Source organism: Streptomyces sp. B1I3, assembly GCF_030816615.1.
Taxonomy (GTDB): Bacteria; Actinomycetota; Actinomycetes; order Streptomycetales; family Streptomycetaceae; genus Streptomyces.
Map to the genome: position 1 here is coordinate 6,316,549 of NZ_JAUSYD010000001.1, position 15,213 is coordinate 6,331,761.

At 72.8% G+C, this 15,213-nt stretch carries 12 protein-coding genes and 1 pseudogene; 8 read left to right on the forward strand and 5 right to left on the reverse strand.

The window, feature by feature from the left end; translation table 11 throughout:
• The first annotated feature begins 140 nt into the window (after window positions 1-140).
• The 3 genes from QFZ58_RS28700 (at window position 141) to QFZ58_RS28710 (ending at window position 5,795) form a co-directional block, all read left to right on the forward strand.
• Window positions 141-3,596: a DNA polymerase III subunit alpha gene (locus QFZ58_RS28700; protein ID WP_307127795.1), complete on the forward strand. Its 3,456-nt coding sequence runs from the start codon at window positions 141-143 to the stop codon at window positions 3,594-3,596.
• Window positions 3,597-3,700: 104 nt separating this feature from the next.
• Window positions 3,701-4,699: a hypothetical protein gene (locus QFZ58_RS28705; protein WP_307129025.1), complete on the forward strand. Its 999-nt coding sequence runs from the start codon at window positions 3,701-3,703 to the stop codon at window positions 4,697-4,699.
• Window positions 4,700-4,892: 193 nt separating this feature from the next.
• The gene (locus QFZ58_RS28710; RefSeq protein WP_307127796.1) at window positions 4,893-5,795 is read left to right on the forward strand and encodes a triacylglycerol lipase; all 903 of its coding nucleotides are present in this window, start codon (window positions 4,893-4,895) and stop codon (window positions 5,793-5,795) included.
• 68 nt (window positions 5,796-5,863) lie between these two features.
• Here the strand turns inward: QFZ58_RS28710 and QFZ58_RS28715 are convergent, their stop codons facing one another.
• Entirely contained in the window at window positions 5,864-6,919 is a 1,056-nt protein-coding gene (locus QFZ58_RS28715) for a lytic polysaccharide monooxygenase (RefSeq protein WP_307127797.1), read from the reverse strand.
• A 381-nt stretch (window positions 6,920-7,300) separates the two neighbouring features.
• Window positions 7,301-7,999 (reverse strand): response regulator, encoded by a 699-nt coding sequence (locus tag QFZ58_RS28720; RefSeq protein WP_307127798.1) that lies wholly within the window; start codon window positions 7,997-7,999, stop codon window positions 7,301-7,303.
• A 133-nt stretch (window positions 8,000-8,132) separates the two neighbouring features.
• Between QFZ58_RS28720 and QFZ58_RS28725 the strand changes: the two genes are divergently transcribed.
• From QFZ58_RS28725 to QFZ58_RS28740, 4 genes are read left to right on the forward strand one after another with little or no spacing between them, the layout of a single operon-like run.
• The gene (locus QFZ58_RS28725) at window positions 8,133-9,116 is read left to right on the forward strand and encodes a tripartite tricarboxylate transporter substrate binding protein (RefSeq protein ID WP_307127799.1); all 984 of its coding nucleotides are present in this window, start codon (window positions 8,133-8,135) and stop codon (window positions 9,114-9,116) included.
• Entirely contained in the window at window positions 9,113-9,646 is a 534-nt protein-coding gene (locus QFZ58_RS28730; protein ID WP_307127800.1) for a tripartite tricarboxylate transporter TctB family protein, read from the forward strand. The genes QFZ58_RS28725 and QFZ58_RS28730 overlap by 4 nt, the downstream gene beginning before the upstream one ends.
• Before the next feature lie 3 nt (window positions 9,647-9,649).
• On the forward strand, window positions 9,650-11,137 hold the full coding sequence (locus QFZ58_RS28735) for a tripartite tricarboxylate transporter permease (RefSeq protein ID WP_307127801.1): 1,488 nt from the start codon (window positions 9,650-9,652) through the stop codon (window positions 11,135-11,137).
• A gap of 33 nt (window positions 11,138-11,170) precedes the next feature.
• Window positions 11,171-12,733: a trifunctional class I SAM-dependent methyltransferase/NUDIX hydrolase/VOC family protein gene (locus tag QFZ58_RS28740; protein WP_307127802.1), complete on the forward strand. Its 1,563-nt coding sequence runs from the start codon at window positions 11,171-11,173 to the stop codon at window positions 12,731-12,733.
• Here the strand turns inward: QFZ58_RS28740 and QFZ58_RS28745 are convergent.
• Both QFZ58_RS28745 and QFZ58_RS28750 read right to left on the reverse strand, forming a co-directional pair.
• A complete protein-coding gene (locus QFZ58_RS28745; RefSeq protein ID WP_307129026.1) occupies window positions 12,730-13,194 on the reverse strand; it encodes a DUF402 domain-containing protein in 465 nt (154 codons plus the stop codon). The genes QFZ58_RS28740 and QFZ58_RS28745 overlap by 4 nt on opposite strands.
• A pseudogene (locus QFZ58_RS28750) lies at window positions 13,142-13,324 on the reverse strand (hypothetical protein); the annotation flags it as partial. The gene QFZ58_RS28745 and the pseudogene QFZ58_RS28750, both read right to left, overlap by 53 nt.
• A gap of 118 nt (window positions 13,325-13,442) precedes the next feature.
• Here QFZ58_RS28750 and QFZ58_RS28755 point away from each other — a divergent pair.
• On the forward strand, window positions 13,443-13,817 hold the full coding sequence (locus QFZ58_RS28755; RefSeq protein WP_307127803.1) for a GntR family transcriptional regulator: 375 nt from the start codon (window positions 13,443-13,445) through the stop codon (window positions 13,815-13,817).
• 68 nt (window positions 13,818-13,885) lie between these two features.
• Here QFZ58_RS28755 and QFZ58_RS28760 read toward each other — a convergent pair whose 3' ends face one another.
• Window positions 13,886-14,989: a DUF5925 domain-containing protein gene (locus tag QFZ58_RS28760; RefSeq protein WP_307127804.1), complete on the reverse strand. Its 1,104-nt coding sequence runs from the start codon at window positions 14,987-14,989 to the stop codon at window positions 13,886-13,888.
• Between the last annotated feature and the right edge of the window lie 224 nt (window positions 14,990-15,213).

Sequence of the window (15,213 nt, forward strand, 5' to 3'; positions counted from 1 at the left end):
GGGAGCTCGCCGTCCGCGCAGGTGGGGCCGGGCCGAATGGCGGACGAGTGGCGCGCCCTCGGTTATCGTACGAACGTTCGAAACTTGGTCTATGGTGGAGAGCGAGGGGTGGTGAGTACGGATCGGTCCAGGAGGCGCGGATGTCAGGCTTCACGCATCTGCACACCGTTTCGGGGTTCTCCCTGCGGTACGGGGCCTCGCACCCGGAGCGGCTGGCCGAGCGTGCCGCCGAGCGGGGGATGGACGCCCTCGCGCTGACCGATCGCGACAGCCTCGCGGGCACCGTCCGCTTCGCCAGGGCCTGTGGGAAAGCCGGCATCAGGCCGCTCTTCGGGGTGGAGCTCGCGGTGGCGCCTCCCGCGGGGACGGGCGGCGGGCGCACCCACCGGCCGCGCACCCCGGTGCGCGGCGGTGCCTTCGTCGACGAATCGGCCCCCCGGGCCACCTTCCTCGCCAGGGACGGCGCACGCGGCTGGGCCGAGCTGTGCCGCCTGGTCACCGCCGCCCACGCCCGGACGGCGGATTCCGGGCAACCTCTGCTCGACCGCTCCGCCCTGCCCGCCGAAGGGCTCACCGTGCTGCTCGGTCCCGCCTCCGAGGTCGGGGCCGCGCTGACCGCCGGCCGGCCCGACCGGGCGGCCGCGCTCCTCGCCCCCTGGCGGGAGGTCTACGGTGACGCCCTGCGCCTCGAAGCGGTCCACCACGGCCGCGAGGGCACCGGGCCGGGATCGCTGCGGCTCGCCGCCCGTACCGTCGGCTTCGCCGCCGAGCACGGGGTGCGGGCCGTCCTGACCAACGCCGTCCGGTACGCCGATCCGGGGCAGGGGCCCGTCGCCGACGTCCTCGACTCGGCCCGCAGGCTCGTCCCCGTCGACCCGCGCCGCTCCCCCCTCGACAGCGGGGAGCGCTGGCTCAAGGACGCCCGTGCGATGCGGGAGACCGCCGAGCGCGTCACCTCCGCCGCCGGGCTCGGGCCGGGCGCGGGGGAGCGGCTGCTCGCGGAGACCCGGCACACCGCCGACGCCTGCTTCGTCGACCCCGCGGACGACCTCGGCCTCGGCACCGTCCACTTCCCCGAACCGCACCTCGTCGGCGCGGAGCGGCGCACCGCCCAGCGGGTGCTGGCCTCCCGGGCCGCCGCGGGCATGGTGCTGCGCGGGCTCGACCGCAGGCGCGACTACTGGGAGCGGATGCACCACGAGCTGGACATCATCGCCCACCACGGCTTCGCCTCCTACTTCCTGACGGTGGCTCAGGTCGTCGACGACGTGAAGGGGATGGGCATACGGGTCGCCGCGCGCGGCTCCGGGGCCGGATCCCTGGTCAACCACCTGCTCGGAATCGCCCACGCCGACCCGGTCGAACACGGACTGCTCATGGAGCGCTTCCTGTCCGAGCGGCGCTTCGTGCTGCCCGACATCGACATCGACGTCGAGTCGGCCCGCCGCCTGGACGTCTACCGCGCGATCATCGGACGCTTCGGCGCCGAACGGGTCGCGACCGTCTCCATGCCCGAGACCTACCGGGTGCGCCACGCCATCCGGGACGTCGGGGCCGCACTGTCCATGGACCCGGCCGAGACCGACCGGCTCGCCAAGGCCTTCCCGCACATCCGGGCCAGGGACGCCCGCGCCGCGATGGAGGAGCTGCCCGAGTTGCGCGCCGTGGCCGGGCAGAAGGAGAAGTACGGCCGGCTCTGGGAGCTGGTCGAAGCGCTGGACGCACTGCCGCGCGGCATCGCCATGCACCCGTGCGGAGTGCTGCTCTCGGACGACTCGCTGCTGCGCCGCACGCCGGTCGTGCCCACCAGCGGCGAGGGTTTCCCGATGGCGCAGTTCGACAAGGACGACGTGGAGCACCTGGGGCTGCTCAAGCTCGACGTGCTCGGCGTACGGATGCAGTCGGCGATGGCGCACGCGGTCACCGAGGTGAAGCGGGCGTCGGGCGAGGTGGTCGACCTGGACGCGGTGCCGCCCGGTGACCCCGAGACGTACCGGCTGATCAGCAGTACCGAGACGTTGGGCTGCTTCCAGATCGAGTCGCCCGGCCAGCGTGATCTGGTCGGCAGGCTCCAGCCCTCCACCTTCCACGACCTGGTGGTCGACATCTCGCTGTTCCGCCCCGGCCCCGTCGCCGCCGACATGGTGCGGCCGTTCATCGAGGCCAGGCACGGCCGGGCGCCCGTCCGCTACCCCCATCCCGACCTCGAGGAGGCGCTGCGCGGCACCTACGGCGTCGTCGTCTTCCACGAGCAGATCATCGAGATGGTGGACATCATGACCGGCTGCGGCCGGGGTGAGGCCGACCGGGTGCGGCGCGGTCTCTCCGACCCCGAGTCGCAGGACCGGATCAGGACCTGGTTCGCGGCCCGGGCGGCGGAGCGGAAGTACGACGCGGAGGTGATCGCCCGGGCCTGGGAGATCATCGAGGCGTTCGGCAGCTACGGCTTCTGCAAGGCGCACGCGGTCGCCTTCGCCGTACCGACGTACCAGTCCGCATGGCTCAAGGCGCACCACCCGGCGGCCTTCTACGCCGGGCTGCTCACGCACGACCCCGGGATGTACCCGAAGCGGCTGCTGCTGGCGGACGCGCGGCGGCGCGGGGTCCCGGTGCTGCCGCTGGACGTGAACAGGTCCACGGCGGTCCATCGAATCGAACTGGTGTCTGGTAAGGGGGGTGAGGACACCTGGGGTCTGCGGCTCGCGCTCTCGGACGTCCACGGCATCAGTGAGGCCGAGGTCGCCCGGATCGAGGCCGGACAGCCCTACGCCTCCCTGCTCGACTTCTGGCAGCGGGCCAGGCCCGGAAAGCCGGCAGCCGAACGGCTGGCGCAGGTCGGCGCGCTGGACGCCTTCGGTGCCAACCGCCGGGATCTGCTGCTGCACCTGTCCGAACTCCACCGCGCCCAGCGGGGGTCCGGAGCCGGGGGAGCCCAGCTCCCGCTCGGCGACGGGCACCGGACCGGCACCATAGGTCTGCCCGACCTCAACGACGCCGAACGCCTCAGCGCCGAGCTCGGCGTCCTCAGCATGGATGTGTCACGCCACCTGATGGGTGACCACCACGCCTTCCTGGAGGAGCTCGGGGCGCTCTCCGCCAAGCGGCTGCGCGAGGCCCGGCACGGCGAGACCGTGCTGGTCGCGGGCGCCAAGGTGGCCACCCAGACCCCACCGATCCGCTCCGGCCGCCGGGTCGTCTTCACCACCCTGGACGACGGGACGGGCCTGGTGGACCTGGCCTTCTTCGAGGACAGCCACGCCTCCTGCGCGCACACCGTCTTCCACTCCTGGCTGCTGCTGGTGCGCGGTGTGGTCCAGCGGCGCGGTGCGCGCAGCATGAGCGTGGTGGGGTCGGCGGCCTGGAATCTGGCGGAGCTGGCCGAGCTGCGGCGCAGCGGCGGACTCGACGCGGTCGCCGCACGGCTGGCCGAGGTGCCCGCTGCCGAGGAGGAGGCGGAGGCGGAAGGAGCGCCCGGACGCCGGATCCGCCTGTCCACGGGCTACGAGATGAACCCGTGGGCCGATCTCCAGCCGGCCGGTGAAGGGGCGCCCACCGGAAGGAAGTTGTGGCACCAGAGCCCGGGGAGTGCGGGATGAGCGAGCGACCGAAAGCCGTCCGTGAGCAGCAGCTGACAGCCATGAGTGAGCAGTCGCCGGTCATGGGTGAGCAGTCGGCGGATGTGGGCGAGCAGCTGACGGACATGGGTGAGCAGCCGACTGTCCTGTGCCTGCGCTTCCGCCGGATCGGCGGAGGGCTGCCGGACAGCGCCGGTTACGAGGGGCTGCTCGCCCTCCTCGGCGCGTTCACCCCTGTCGTCGAGGCGGCGCCCCCCGACGGGGCACTCGCCGACGTCGGTGGCTCCCTGCGCTACTTCGGGCAGGCCCCGGCGGGGCTGGCCTCGGTGATCAGGGTCCGCGCGCTCGCCCTGCACGGTGTGGACTGTGCGATCGGGGCGGCCCCGAATCCCATGCTGGCCAGGATGGCGGCGCGGCAGGCGGCGCCCGGGACGACCTTCGTGGTGCCCGCCCGGGAGGTCGCCGGCTTCCTCGAGCACAGGCCCGCCGCCGCGCTGGACGGCGTCGGGGCCGCGACCGCACGCACCCTGTGCGGATACGGTCTCGACTCCATCGGCCGGATCGCCGCCGCGCCGCTCGCCACCCTGCAGCGGATCGCCGGGGTGCGGACCGGGCGCGAGCTGTGGGAGCGGGCGAACGGCATCGACCGTACGCGGGTCGTGCCGAACGCGGCCGCCAGGTCGATCGCGGCCGAACGGTCCTTCCCGCGCGACGAACTGGACCCGGAGCAGCACCGCCGGGCGCTGCTCTCGCTCACCGAGGAGCTGGGTGCCAGGCTGCGCGGCGACGGCCAGGTGTGCCGCTCGCTCGCGGTCTCCGTGCGGTACGCCGACCGGACCGGTTACTCGACGCTGACCCGGAGCCGTACGCTCCGTGAGCCCACCGCCCACTCGGCCGACCTCACCGCGCTCGCGTACCGGATCCAGGACTCGTTCGGGCTGCAGCGGGCGCGCGTCCGGGGTCTCGCGCTGCGGGCGGAGGGGCTCACGGACGCGGAACGGGCCTCCCATCAGCTCACCTTCGACCCGGTGGACGAGCGGGCACGGCGCATCGAGGCGGTCGCCGACGAGCTGCGGGCGAGGTTCGGTCCGCAGGCGGTGAAGCCGGGGCGACTGGCCGCCTGATTCCCCGCCGGCCGGTGCGGGCTTCCTGCCCGCTGATTTTTTACCCGCGCGTAACTTCCCGCGCCACCTTACCCGAGCGTAATTTGACATGAGCACATAGAAACGCCACGCACATTCACCCTGTTCCACCTGTGGTCCGGACCGCAGGGCGCACAGACATCGCAACTCCCTTGAGCCGCAAGGAGATCACCCGATGCTGCCCTGGATCCGAGTCCCGCGTACCCCACGCGCACGCCGAACCCTCGCCGCACTGCTCCTCGCGGTCGCCGCCATCGCCACCCCCACGGCGACCGCGACCGCAGCCACCCCCACCGCCTCCGCGGAAGCCGCCGCCACCTCCCGCGGCTGGAACGACTACTCCTGCAAACCCTCCGCAGCCCACCCCCGCCCCGTCGTCCTGGTCCACGGAACCTTCGGGAACTCGATCGACAACTGGCTGGTCCTCGCGCCCTACCTCGTCAACCGGGGCTACTGCGTCTTCTCGCTCGACTACGGGCAGCTCCCCGGGGTGCCGCTGTTCAACGGCCTCGGCCCGATCGACAGGTCGGCCGGACAACTCGGCGCGTTCGTCGACAAGGTCCTCGGCGTCACCGGCGCCCCGAAGGCCGACCTCGTCGGCCACTCCCAGGGCGGCATGATGCCCAACTACTACCTCAAGTTCCTCGGCGGCGCCGCGAAGGTGAACTCCCTCGTGGGGGTGGCCCCCGACAACCACGGCACCACACTCCTCGGGCTGACCGGGCTGCTGCCGTACTTCCCCGGCGCGGGGGACCTGCTCACCGAGCACACCCCGGGGCTCGCCGACCAGGTCGCCGGCTCCGCGTTCATGACCAAGCTCAACGCGGGCCCCGACACCGTGCCGGGCGTCCGCTACACCGTCATAGCCACCCGTTACGACGAAGTCGTGACCCCGTACCGCACGCAGTACCTCGACGGGCCGAACGTACGCAACGTCCTGCTCCAGGACCTGTGTCCGCTCGACCTCTCCGAACACGTCGCCATCGGGACCATCGACCGGATCGCCTACCACGAGGTCGAGAACGCACTCGACCCGGCGCACGCCACCCCGACGACCTGCGCCTCGGTCATCGCCTGAGACGGGCCGGCCGTCCCCGGCCGGCCCGGGCCGCCGGGCCTCGCCACAGGGGCCCGGCAGCCGCCCGATCAGCCGCGGGGCGCGCCACCGGCCGCACGGCGGCGGACCGAGGCGAACAGGGCGCTCGCGCCGATGGCCAGCGCCGCCGCTCCGCCGGCCGCGAGGTACGGGGTGGAGCCGTCACCGCCGGTCTCGGCGAGGCTCTCCTCACCCGCGGGGGCCTCGACGGACGCGGCGGCGTTCTTCGCCTCGGGAGCGTTGCCACCGTCCACCGGGGCCGCACCGTCCGCCTCGTCCACCGGACCGGTCCCGTCGGCGGGGGCCGCCTCCGTGACCTTCGCGCCGGTCGAGGCGTCGTCGTCCCCGTGTCCGGCGTGCTCGACGGACGACTTGCCGGCGCCCTGGTCGATGTCCTGCTCCGACGGGGCGGACGCGGTCGGTGCCGGGACCGCCGCGACCGGACCGCCGCCCGTCCCTCCGCCGCCGAAGACCACGTCGGAGCAGGCGTAGAAGGCCTCGGAGGAGTCCGACCGCTGCCAGATCGTGTAGATCAGCTGCCGCCCCGACGCCTGCGGCACGGTCCCCTCGAAGACGTACGAACCGTTCTCCAGCGCCGGGTCGGTGGCCGCGGCGAACGGCTTCTCCTGGAGGTCCGACCACTTCAGGGGCTGTGACGGGTCGTAGCCGGCGTCAGTCAGGTACAGCTCGAACGTCCCCTTGTGCGGGGCGGTCGCACGGAAGCGGAACGTGTGGCTGCCGGCCTCCATCGCGGTGGACGGCCAGTCGGAGCGCGGCAGGTCGAGCCCCTTGAACTTGTCGTTGCCCGCGCTGCACAGTTCGCCGTCCGGGATCAGCTCACGGTGTTTCCCGGCCGCGCCGGCGATGTTCACGCCGTTCCAGTCGTACAGCGCCTGCGTCCCGCCCGCCGCGACCGCCGCCCGGCACGCGGCGGACTTCGGGTTCTCCGGACCCTCCGCGAAACAGGCCGAGACCCGGCTCACCGGGTCGGTCGGCGAACCGTGCGCGGCGGCCGGCGAGGCGGACAGCCCCGTCAGCGCGAGTGGCGCGACGCCGAGCGTGACGATTCCGGCGAGGCTGCGGCGAGCGGTCGTGATGACGGCCATGGTGGTGGGTCTCCTTCGGCGGACGCGTCTGCGAGGGCGCGGCACAGGGTCCGCACGGCGGTGCGGCCCCCCGTACGGATGCGGCACCGGCGGGACGGACCCCGTGTCGGTGATCAGCAAACTAGCCGCCGTCGAGGGCGTGTTCAGCCGTGGAAAGCCGCAGGTGGCGATCGTTATGGTGGACTTAAGGGAGCGCTAAGAGAGCCATCGGGATCGGACGGCCGTGGGCCTCTTCCGAGCCGTGACGCCGGGAGGGGAGCCGTGGTTCGCGGGCGGGCCCCGGCCGCCCCCTGCCCCCGGCGGGGCCTCACCCGGTGGGGCCTCACGTACGGCCGGGGGCCGAGCCGTACGTGAACAGGACGGCTGCGCGGCGGGAGCGGCTCAGGACACCGCGCGGTAGCGGCGCTCCGGCCGGCCCGTTCCGCCGTAGCGCAACGACACCTCGGCCCGGCCGGTCACCGCGAAGTACTCCAGGTAGCGGCGCGCGCTGACCCGGGACAGGGTGCCCGCCTCCGCGCACTCCGAGGCCGACAGGCCGTCCGGATGCTCGCGCAGGACCCGTTCCACCAGGTCCGCGGTGTGGGCCGCCAGGCCCTTGGGCAGCTCGCGGGAGCCCGGGGGGCGGGTGCCGAAGATGCGGTCCACGTCCTCCTGGCGTGCCTCCTGCCTGGCCTCGTCGAGCGCGTCCAGACGATGGCGCAGCGAGGCGACATGGAGGAGCTGCTCCTGCAGTGCCGCGCGGTGGAACGGCTTGATCAGGTAGTGCAGGGCGCCTGCCCGCAGGGCGGCCCTGACCACCCCGGCGTCCCGGGCGGCAGTGATGAAGAGGGCGTCCGCACTGTGCGTCCCCCCGTCCCGCCCCTCCGCGGCGCGCAGCTCCCGCAGTACATCGATGCCGTCCATGTCGGGCAGATAGATGTCGAGGAGTACGAGGTCGGGGCGCAGCCGGCGAGCCGCGCGCAGCGCTTCGGCGCCGCTGTGGGCCACGCCGACGACCGTGAACCCGTCCATCGCGGACACATAGCGGCTGTGCAGCTTCGCGACCATGAAGTCGTCGTCCACCACCAGCACTGTCGTCACGCCCGACACGGTAGGTCGCGACCACAACGACCACAACGTCCGTTGGTTCCGGAACGGCGACAGCTGGTCAACGCGCAGGCAACATGTGGGCCACCTCACACATGTCCACGCTCGGCTCGAAAGGCGGCACCAGGTGCGATCGCGCACTCCACTCGCCCTGTTCGGGGCGGCGCTGCTGGTGGTCCTGGGACCACCACTGCTCTCCACCGGCAGCGGCTCCGACACCGGCACGCAGATACCCGGACTGCGCTTCATGGTCCCCAACTCACCCGGCGGCGGTTACGACATCACCGCCCGTACCGCCGCGAAGAACGCCGAGGACGCCGGTCTCACCCACGGCATCGAGGTGTTCAACCTCCCCGGCGCCGGTGGCACCGTCGGGGTGACCCGGCTGGTCGGCGAGCACGGAAACGGCAAGCTCGCCATGTCCATGGGTCTCGGGGTCGTGGGCGCGGTCCACACCAACAAGTCGCCCAAGTCCCTCGCCGACACCACCCCGATCGCCCGGCTCACCGAGGAGCAGGACATCGTCGTCGTCTCCAAGGACTCCCCGTACCGGACGATCGACCAGCTGCTCACCGCCTGGAAGAAGGACCCCGGGAAGATCCCCGTCGGCGGCGGTTCCTCACCCGGTGGCCCCGACCACCTGGCACCCATGCTGATGGCGAAGGCCGCCGGGATCGCGCCCAAGGAGGTCAACTACATCCCCTTCGACGGCGGCGGGGAACTGCTCGCCTCGATCCTGGGTGACAAGGTCGGCTTCGGCGTCTCCGGGGTCGGCGAGTACCTCGACCAGATCGAGGCAGGCGAGCTGCGACTGCTCGCCGTCACCGGCCCGAAGCGGGTCCCGGGCCTCGACGCGCCCACCCTCCGCGAGGCCGGTCTCGACACCGACTTCACCAACTGGCGCGGAATCGTCGCACCGCCCGGCCTCTCCGACGCCGAACGCGACAAACTCGTCGGACTGGTGACGAAGCTGCACGGCTCGAAGGAGTGGCGCGACTCCATGGAGAAGAACGGCTGGGACGACGCCTTCCTCCCCGGCGACGCCTTCGGGGAGTTCCTGGACGGCCAGGACCGCCGCGTCGCCACCGTCCTGAAGGAGCTGGGACTGTGACGAACGGAACGACACCACCACCCCGGCCCACCACCGCGCGCTCCTGGTTGCGCGAGCACTCCGAACTCGGCGTCTGCTTCCTGCTGCTCGTGCTGGGCGTCCTCGTCCTGACCGACGCCCTCACGATGAGCGTGGACCTCACCCAGCGCGGGCCCGTCGGCCCCAGGACCGTCCCCGTCGTGGTGGGGGCCGGCCTGCTCGTCGTGGCCCTCCTCCTCGCCGTCGACGTCCTGCGCGGCGGCCGGGGAGAGGCGGAGGGCGGCGAGGACGTCGACCTCGGCGAACCCGCCGACCGGCGGACCGTCGCCCTGCTCACCGGGGTCTTCCTCGCCTTCGCCGTCCTCATCGGGCCGCTCGGCTTCCCCATCTCGGGCGCCCTCCTCTTCTGGGGCTCCGCCTACGCGCTCGGCAGCCGCCACCACGACCGCGACCCCCTCATCGCCGCCGGGCTCTCCCTGGTGACCTACTTCGTCTTCGACAACCTGCTCGGCGTCCCCCTTCCGGGCGGCCCGCTGATGGGGGTGCTCTGACCGATGGATTCCCTCAACTCCCTCATCGACGGCTTCGGCACGGCGCTCACGCCGGTCAACCTGCTCTGGGCCGCGCTCGGCGTCCTGCTCGGCACGGCGATCGGCGTACTCCCCGGCATCGGACCAGCCATGGCCGTCGCCCTGTTGCTGCCGGTGACGTACGGGCTCGAACCGACCGGCGCCTTCATCATGTTCGCCGGGATCTACTACGGCGCCATGTTCGGCGGCTCCACCACCTCGATCCTCCTCAACACACCCGGGGAGAGTGCGGCCGTCGTCGCCGCGATCGAAGGCAACCCCATGGCGAAGGCCGGGCGCGGCGCACAGGCGCTCGCCGCCGCTGCCATCGGGCACTTCACCGGCGGCATGATCGGCACGATCCTGCTCGTCATCCTCGCCCCGACCGTCGCCTCCCTCGCCGTCGACATCGGGGCGCCGGACTACTTCGCCATCATGGTGCTGGCCTTCATCGCCGTGACCTCCGTCCTCGGCTCCTCCCGGATCCGCGGCCTCGCATCCCTGCTCATCGGCCTCACCATCGGGCTCGTCGGGCTGGACCAGATGACCGGCCAGCAGCGGCTGACCTTCGGTTCGCTCCAACTGGCCGACGGTGTCGACGTGGTGATCGTCGCGGTCGGGCTCTTCGCCATCGGCGAGGCCCTCTGGGTCGCCGCACATCTGCGCCGCTCCACCGGAGAGCCGATCCCCGTCGGCCGCCCCTGGCTCGGCAGGGACGACGTCCGGCGCACCTGGAAGTCCTGGCTGCGCGGGCCCCTCATCGGCTTCCCCTTCGGCGCGATACCGGCGGGCGGCGCGGAGATCCCCACCTTCCTCTCGTACGTCACCGAGAAGCGGCTCTCCAAGCACCGTGACCAGTTCGGCAAGGGCGCCATCGAAGGCGTCGCGGGACCGGAGTCGGCGGCCTCCGCCTCCGCCGCCGGGACCCTGGTCTCCATGCTCACCCTCGGCCTGCCCACCACGGCCGTCGCAGCCGTGATGCTGGCCGCCTTCCAGCAGTACGGAATCCAGCCGGGCCCGCTCCTGTTCGAACGCGAACCGGAGTTGGTGTGGGGCCTGATCGCCTCACTCTTCGTCGGCATGGTGCTGCTGCTCGCCCTCAACCTGCCGCTGGCACCGCTGTGGGCGAAGCTGCTGCGGATCCCGCGCCCCTACCTCTACGCGGGCATCCTGTTCTTCGCCGCCGTCGGTGCGTACGCGGTCGGCGGGGAGGCCTTCGACCTGGTGATCCTGCTGGTGATCGGGCTGATCGGATTCGGGATGCGCAGGTACGGGCTGCCGGTGCTCCCCGCGGTGATCGGCGTCATCCTCGGCCCGGCCGCCGAACAGCAGCTGCGGCGCGCCCTGCAGATCAGTGACGGCAGCGTGAGCGGCCTGGTCAACACGCCGTTCTCCGTGACGGTGTACGCGATCGTCGTGCTCATCCTCGCCTGGCCGCTGGTCAAGAAGCTGATCACCCGCCTCCGGGCCTGACGCGTCGTCGGTGGCGGCTGACAGGATCACCCCATGACCACGATCGACTGGGACGCCGCCGCCGACTCCTTCGACGAGGAGCCCGACCACGGGCTGCTCGACCCGGTGGTCCGCAGCGCCTGGGCGCAGCGGATGGAGACCTGGCTGCCCACCGTCCGCTCCGAGGTCCTCGACCTCGGGTGCGGCACGGGCAGCCTCGCGCTGCTTGCCGCGACCCAGGGACACCGCGTCACCGCCGTCGACCGGTCCCCGCGCATGGCCGAGCAGGCGCGCGCAAAACTCGCCGGGACCGGCACCGAGGTCCTCGTGGGCGACGCCGGCCGGCCGCCCGTCGGCGGACAGCGGTTCGACGTGATCCTCGCCCGGCACGTGGTCTGGCTGCTGCCCGACCCCGCGGCCGTGCTGCGCCACTGGTTCGCCCTGCTGCGGCCCGGCGGGCGGCTGGTGCTGATCGAGGGGGTGTGGGGCGGCGTGGGACTCTCCGCGGCCCGCCTCACCGCCCTGCTCGCCCCCCACACGGAGCGCGTCCACCACGAGCCGCTCTCCGGCGACGCCCGGCTCTGGGGCAAGGAGGTCGACGACGAACGCTACGCCCTGGTCGTCCGCGCCGAGCCGGTGCGCCGGCACAGGGAGGTCGTCGACGTCCACCTGATCCTCCGCCGGGGTCCCGACGTGCTGCTGGCCCGGCGGGCCGGCACCGGATACGCGGACGGGCTGCTCCACGCACCCTCCGGCCACGCCGAGGACGGGGAGGACGTCCGGGAGGCGATGATCAGGGAGGCGGCCGAGGAGATCGGCGTGGTCCTCGATCCGGACGAGCTCCGCGTCGCCCTGGTGATGCAGCACCGGGGGCCCGGCGGCAACCCCAGGATGGGCTGGTTCTTCGAGGCGGAGTACGACCCCGACCGCCCGCCCCGCAACACCGAACCGGAGAAGTGCTCCGAGCTCGGCTGGTTCCCGCTGGAGGCCCTGCCCGACGACATGGTCGCCTACTGCCGCGCGGGACTCGACGGCTACCGCGCCGAGGAGCGCTTCCTGATCCACTGGCACGAGGACGGTGACACCGTCGGGTACGCCCCCGACGGGGACCGGCGGGCCGTCCCGGTCCCGGTGGCCGTGGCCCCCACCGGCCGCTTGCACCACATCGAGCTGTGGACACCCGACCTGGCACGGGCCGAGGCGGAGTGGGACTGGCTGCTCCGCGAGCTGGGCCACGTCCCGTACCAGCGCTGGACGCACGGCCGCAGCTGGCGGCGCGGTGACACCTATGTGGTGGTCGAACAGTCTCCGGACCTGACGGCGCGCACGCACGAGCGGCTGCGGCCCGGGCTCAACCACCTGGCGTTCCACGTGCGGGACCGGCCCGCCCTCGACGCGCTGGTGGCAGTCGCCCCCGGCCGGGGCTGGCGGCTGCTCTTCCCGGACCGCCATCCGTACGCCGGCGGCAGCGGGCACTACGCGGCGTACCTGGAGAACACGGCCGGGTTCGAGGTGGAGCTGATCGCTCCTCAGGTGTCCGGCGGGGCCGCCGGGGCCGGGTCCGCGAGACCGCGCCCGGCCCGCCCGTCGGACGGCGGGACGCCGCGGACCCCTTAGGGCCGCTCGCCGACCAGTCCCGCCAACCCCTCGGTCCGGGCCAGGTGTTCGAGCTCGTCCAGTGCCCGCACGGCGGCCCGAGCCGCTACGGGGTCCCGGTCGGCGAGGCCGCTCTCCGCGAACTCGTCCTCGTCCAGCCGCAGGACGGACGAGCCGTCCGCCGACACCCAGAGGTCGAGGTCGAGGTCCTCGACCAGGAGTTCGTCGCCGCGCAGGACTGCGGGCCGGGTGACGTCGCAGTACCAGCCCTTCAGCACCCCACCACCGGTGCGGACCTCCTTCACCGCGAACCACCTGTCGCGCCAGTAGTGCTCCGTGAAGACATCGCCCGGCTCGAACCGCACGAATCCGAAGTCCCGGACGCCGGGGGCCGCCCACGGGGCCCGGACGGTGATGCGGGTGCCGTCGTCACGGACCGGCTCGGCCGGGTAGCGGATCTTGGTACGGCCTGCCTTGACCAGGGCGACGGTGAGAGTGGCCCCGGACCCGACGGGCGAGGGGGTGGACATGACGTACCTCCGTTGCGCAGATGTCATAGCCGAAGCGCGCGTCGACGGCCGGCCTGGGGCCGTCCCCCGCGTCGTTCCCGGTACGGGGGTTCCGCGTCGGCGGGCCGGACCTCACGAACGATCACCGTCATGCGGGGGACGGTACGCGGGAGGGCGGGGCGCCCGCCTCCGAATTTCCGGTGGTGGGGGAGAATCGGCCCGTGACCCTGACGATCGCCGTTGACCCGGACTCCGCCACCGCCCCGTACGAGCAACTGCGCACGCAGCTCTCCGAACAGGCACGCTCGGGGGCGCTGCCCGTCGGCTACCGGCTCCCGACCGTACGCGGCCTCGCCGAGGACCTGGGCCTGGCCGCGAACACCGTCGCCAAGGCCTACCGCGCGCTGGAGGCCGACGGGGTGATCGAGACCCGGGGCCGCAACGGCACGTTCGTCGCGGCCGCGGGCGATGCCGCGGCGCGCAAGGCGGCGACCGCCGCCCAGGAGTACGCCGGTCAGGCCCGGCGCCTCGGCCTGTCCCGTGCCGAGGCGCTCGCACTGGCCGAGGACGCGGTCCGCGCGGCCTACCCGGGTTAGGCCGCGTCAGCCCCCGGAGCCGCGGGTCAGCCGGCTCGGGGAAGGCCTTCGGCAGTCCGGCCCGCGTCTCAGAGGTACAGCCCCGCGTCCGCCCCCGCGTCCTGCTTCGGCACGGATGCGGGGCCGCTGCCCCGCCGCAGCGCGTACAGCTCCGCGAGGGTCGTGCCCTCCCGCCCGACGCCCTCCTCGGTGCCCAGCCAGGACACCGACTCGGCGCGGGTCAGCGAACCCACCTCGATCCGGGCCAGGCAGCGGCCGGGCCTGACGACCGCGGGGTGCAGCCGCTCCAGGTCCTCGTTGGTCGTCACGCCCACCAGCACCTTGCGGCCCTGGCCCAGCAGACCGTCCGTCAGATTCAGCAGCCGGGACAGGGCCTGGCCGGCCGTGTGCTTGGCCTCACCGCGGATCAGCTCGTCGCAGTCCTCCAGCAGCAGCAGCCGCCACCGGCCCTTCGCCGAGCTGTCGTCCTCGCCGATGGCGATGTCCATCAGATAGCCGACGTCGTTGAAGAGCTGCTCCGGATCGAGCACGCAGTCGACCTGGCACCAGTCACGCCAGGACCGCGCGAGCGTGCGCAGCGCCGAGGTCTTGCCGGTGCCCGGGGGGCCGTGGAGCAGGAGCAGCCGGCCGGTGATGTCGTCCGGGGTCACCTTCATCAGCCGGCCCATGGCATCGGCGACCGGAGCGGTGTAGTTGGCGCGGATCTCGTCCCACGTGCCGGCGGCGATCTGCCGGGTGGTGCGATGCGGGCCGCGGCGCGGGGAGACGTACCAGAATCCCATCGGCACGTTCTCCGGCTGCGGCTCCGGCTCGTCCTGCGCGCCGTCGGTCGCCTGGGCCAGCACCTGCTCCGCCAGCTCGGCGCTGGTGGCCGTGACGGTGACGTCGGCCCCGCGGTTCCATCGCGAGATCAGCAGCGTCCATCCCTCACCCTCGGCGAGCGTGGCGCTGCGGTCGCCGTCACGGGCTGCCCGCAGCACCGTGGCCGCCGGTGGGAGCAGGGTGGCCCCCGACTTCACCCGGTCGAGCGAGGAACTGTGCGAGTACGGCTGCTCGCCCGTCGTGAAGCGGCCGAGGAACAGCGCGTCCACGACGTCGGACGGCGAATCGCCGTCGTCGACGTTGAGCCGGATCGGCAGAGCGGACTCGGGGTTGGCAGACATGGCGTCCATGATCCGGCACGGCGGCAGCCCGCGCACCCAGGTTTCACCAGCTGCCCCCGTGCGTGCGGCGATGACACACGCCCGGTTCGTCCGGACGCGAGTGCGGGCGCCCTCGACCCGATGCGCCGCACGCCGAGTCGGACTGTCGTTCGGTCAGCACGCCTCTGAGGCACTCCGGTTCAACGTTTTTGGCATGGACACTTCCGGAAAGGCCGTTGGTGGGCTACCACGGA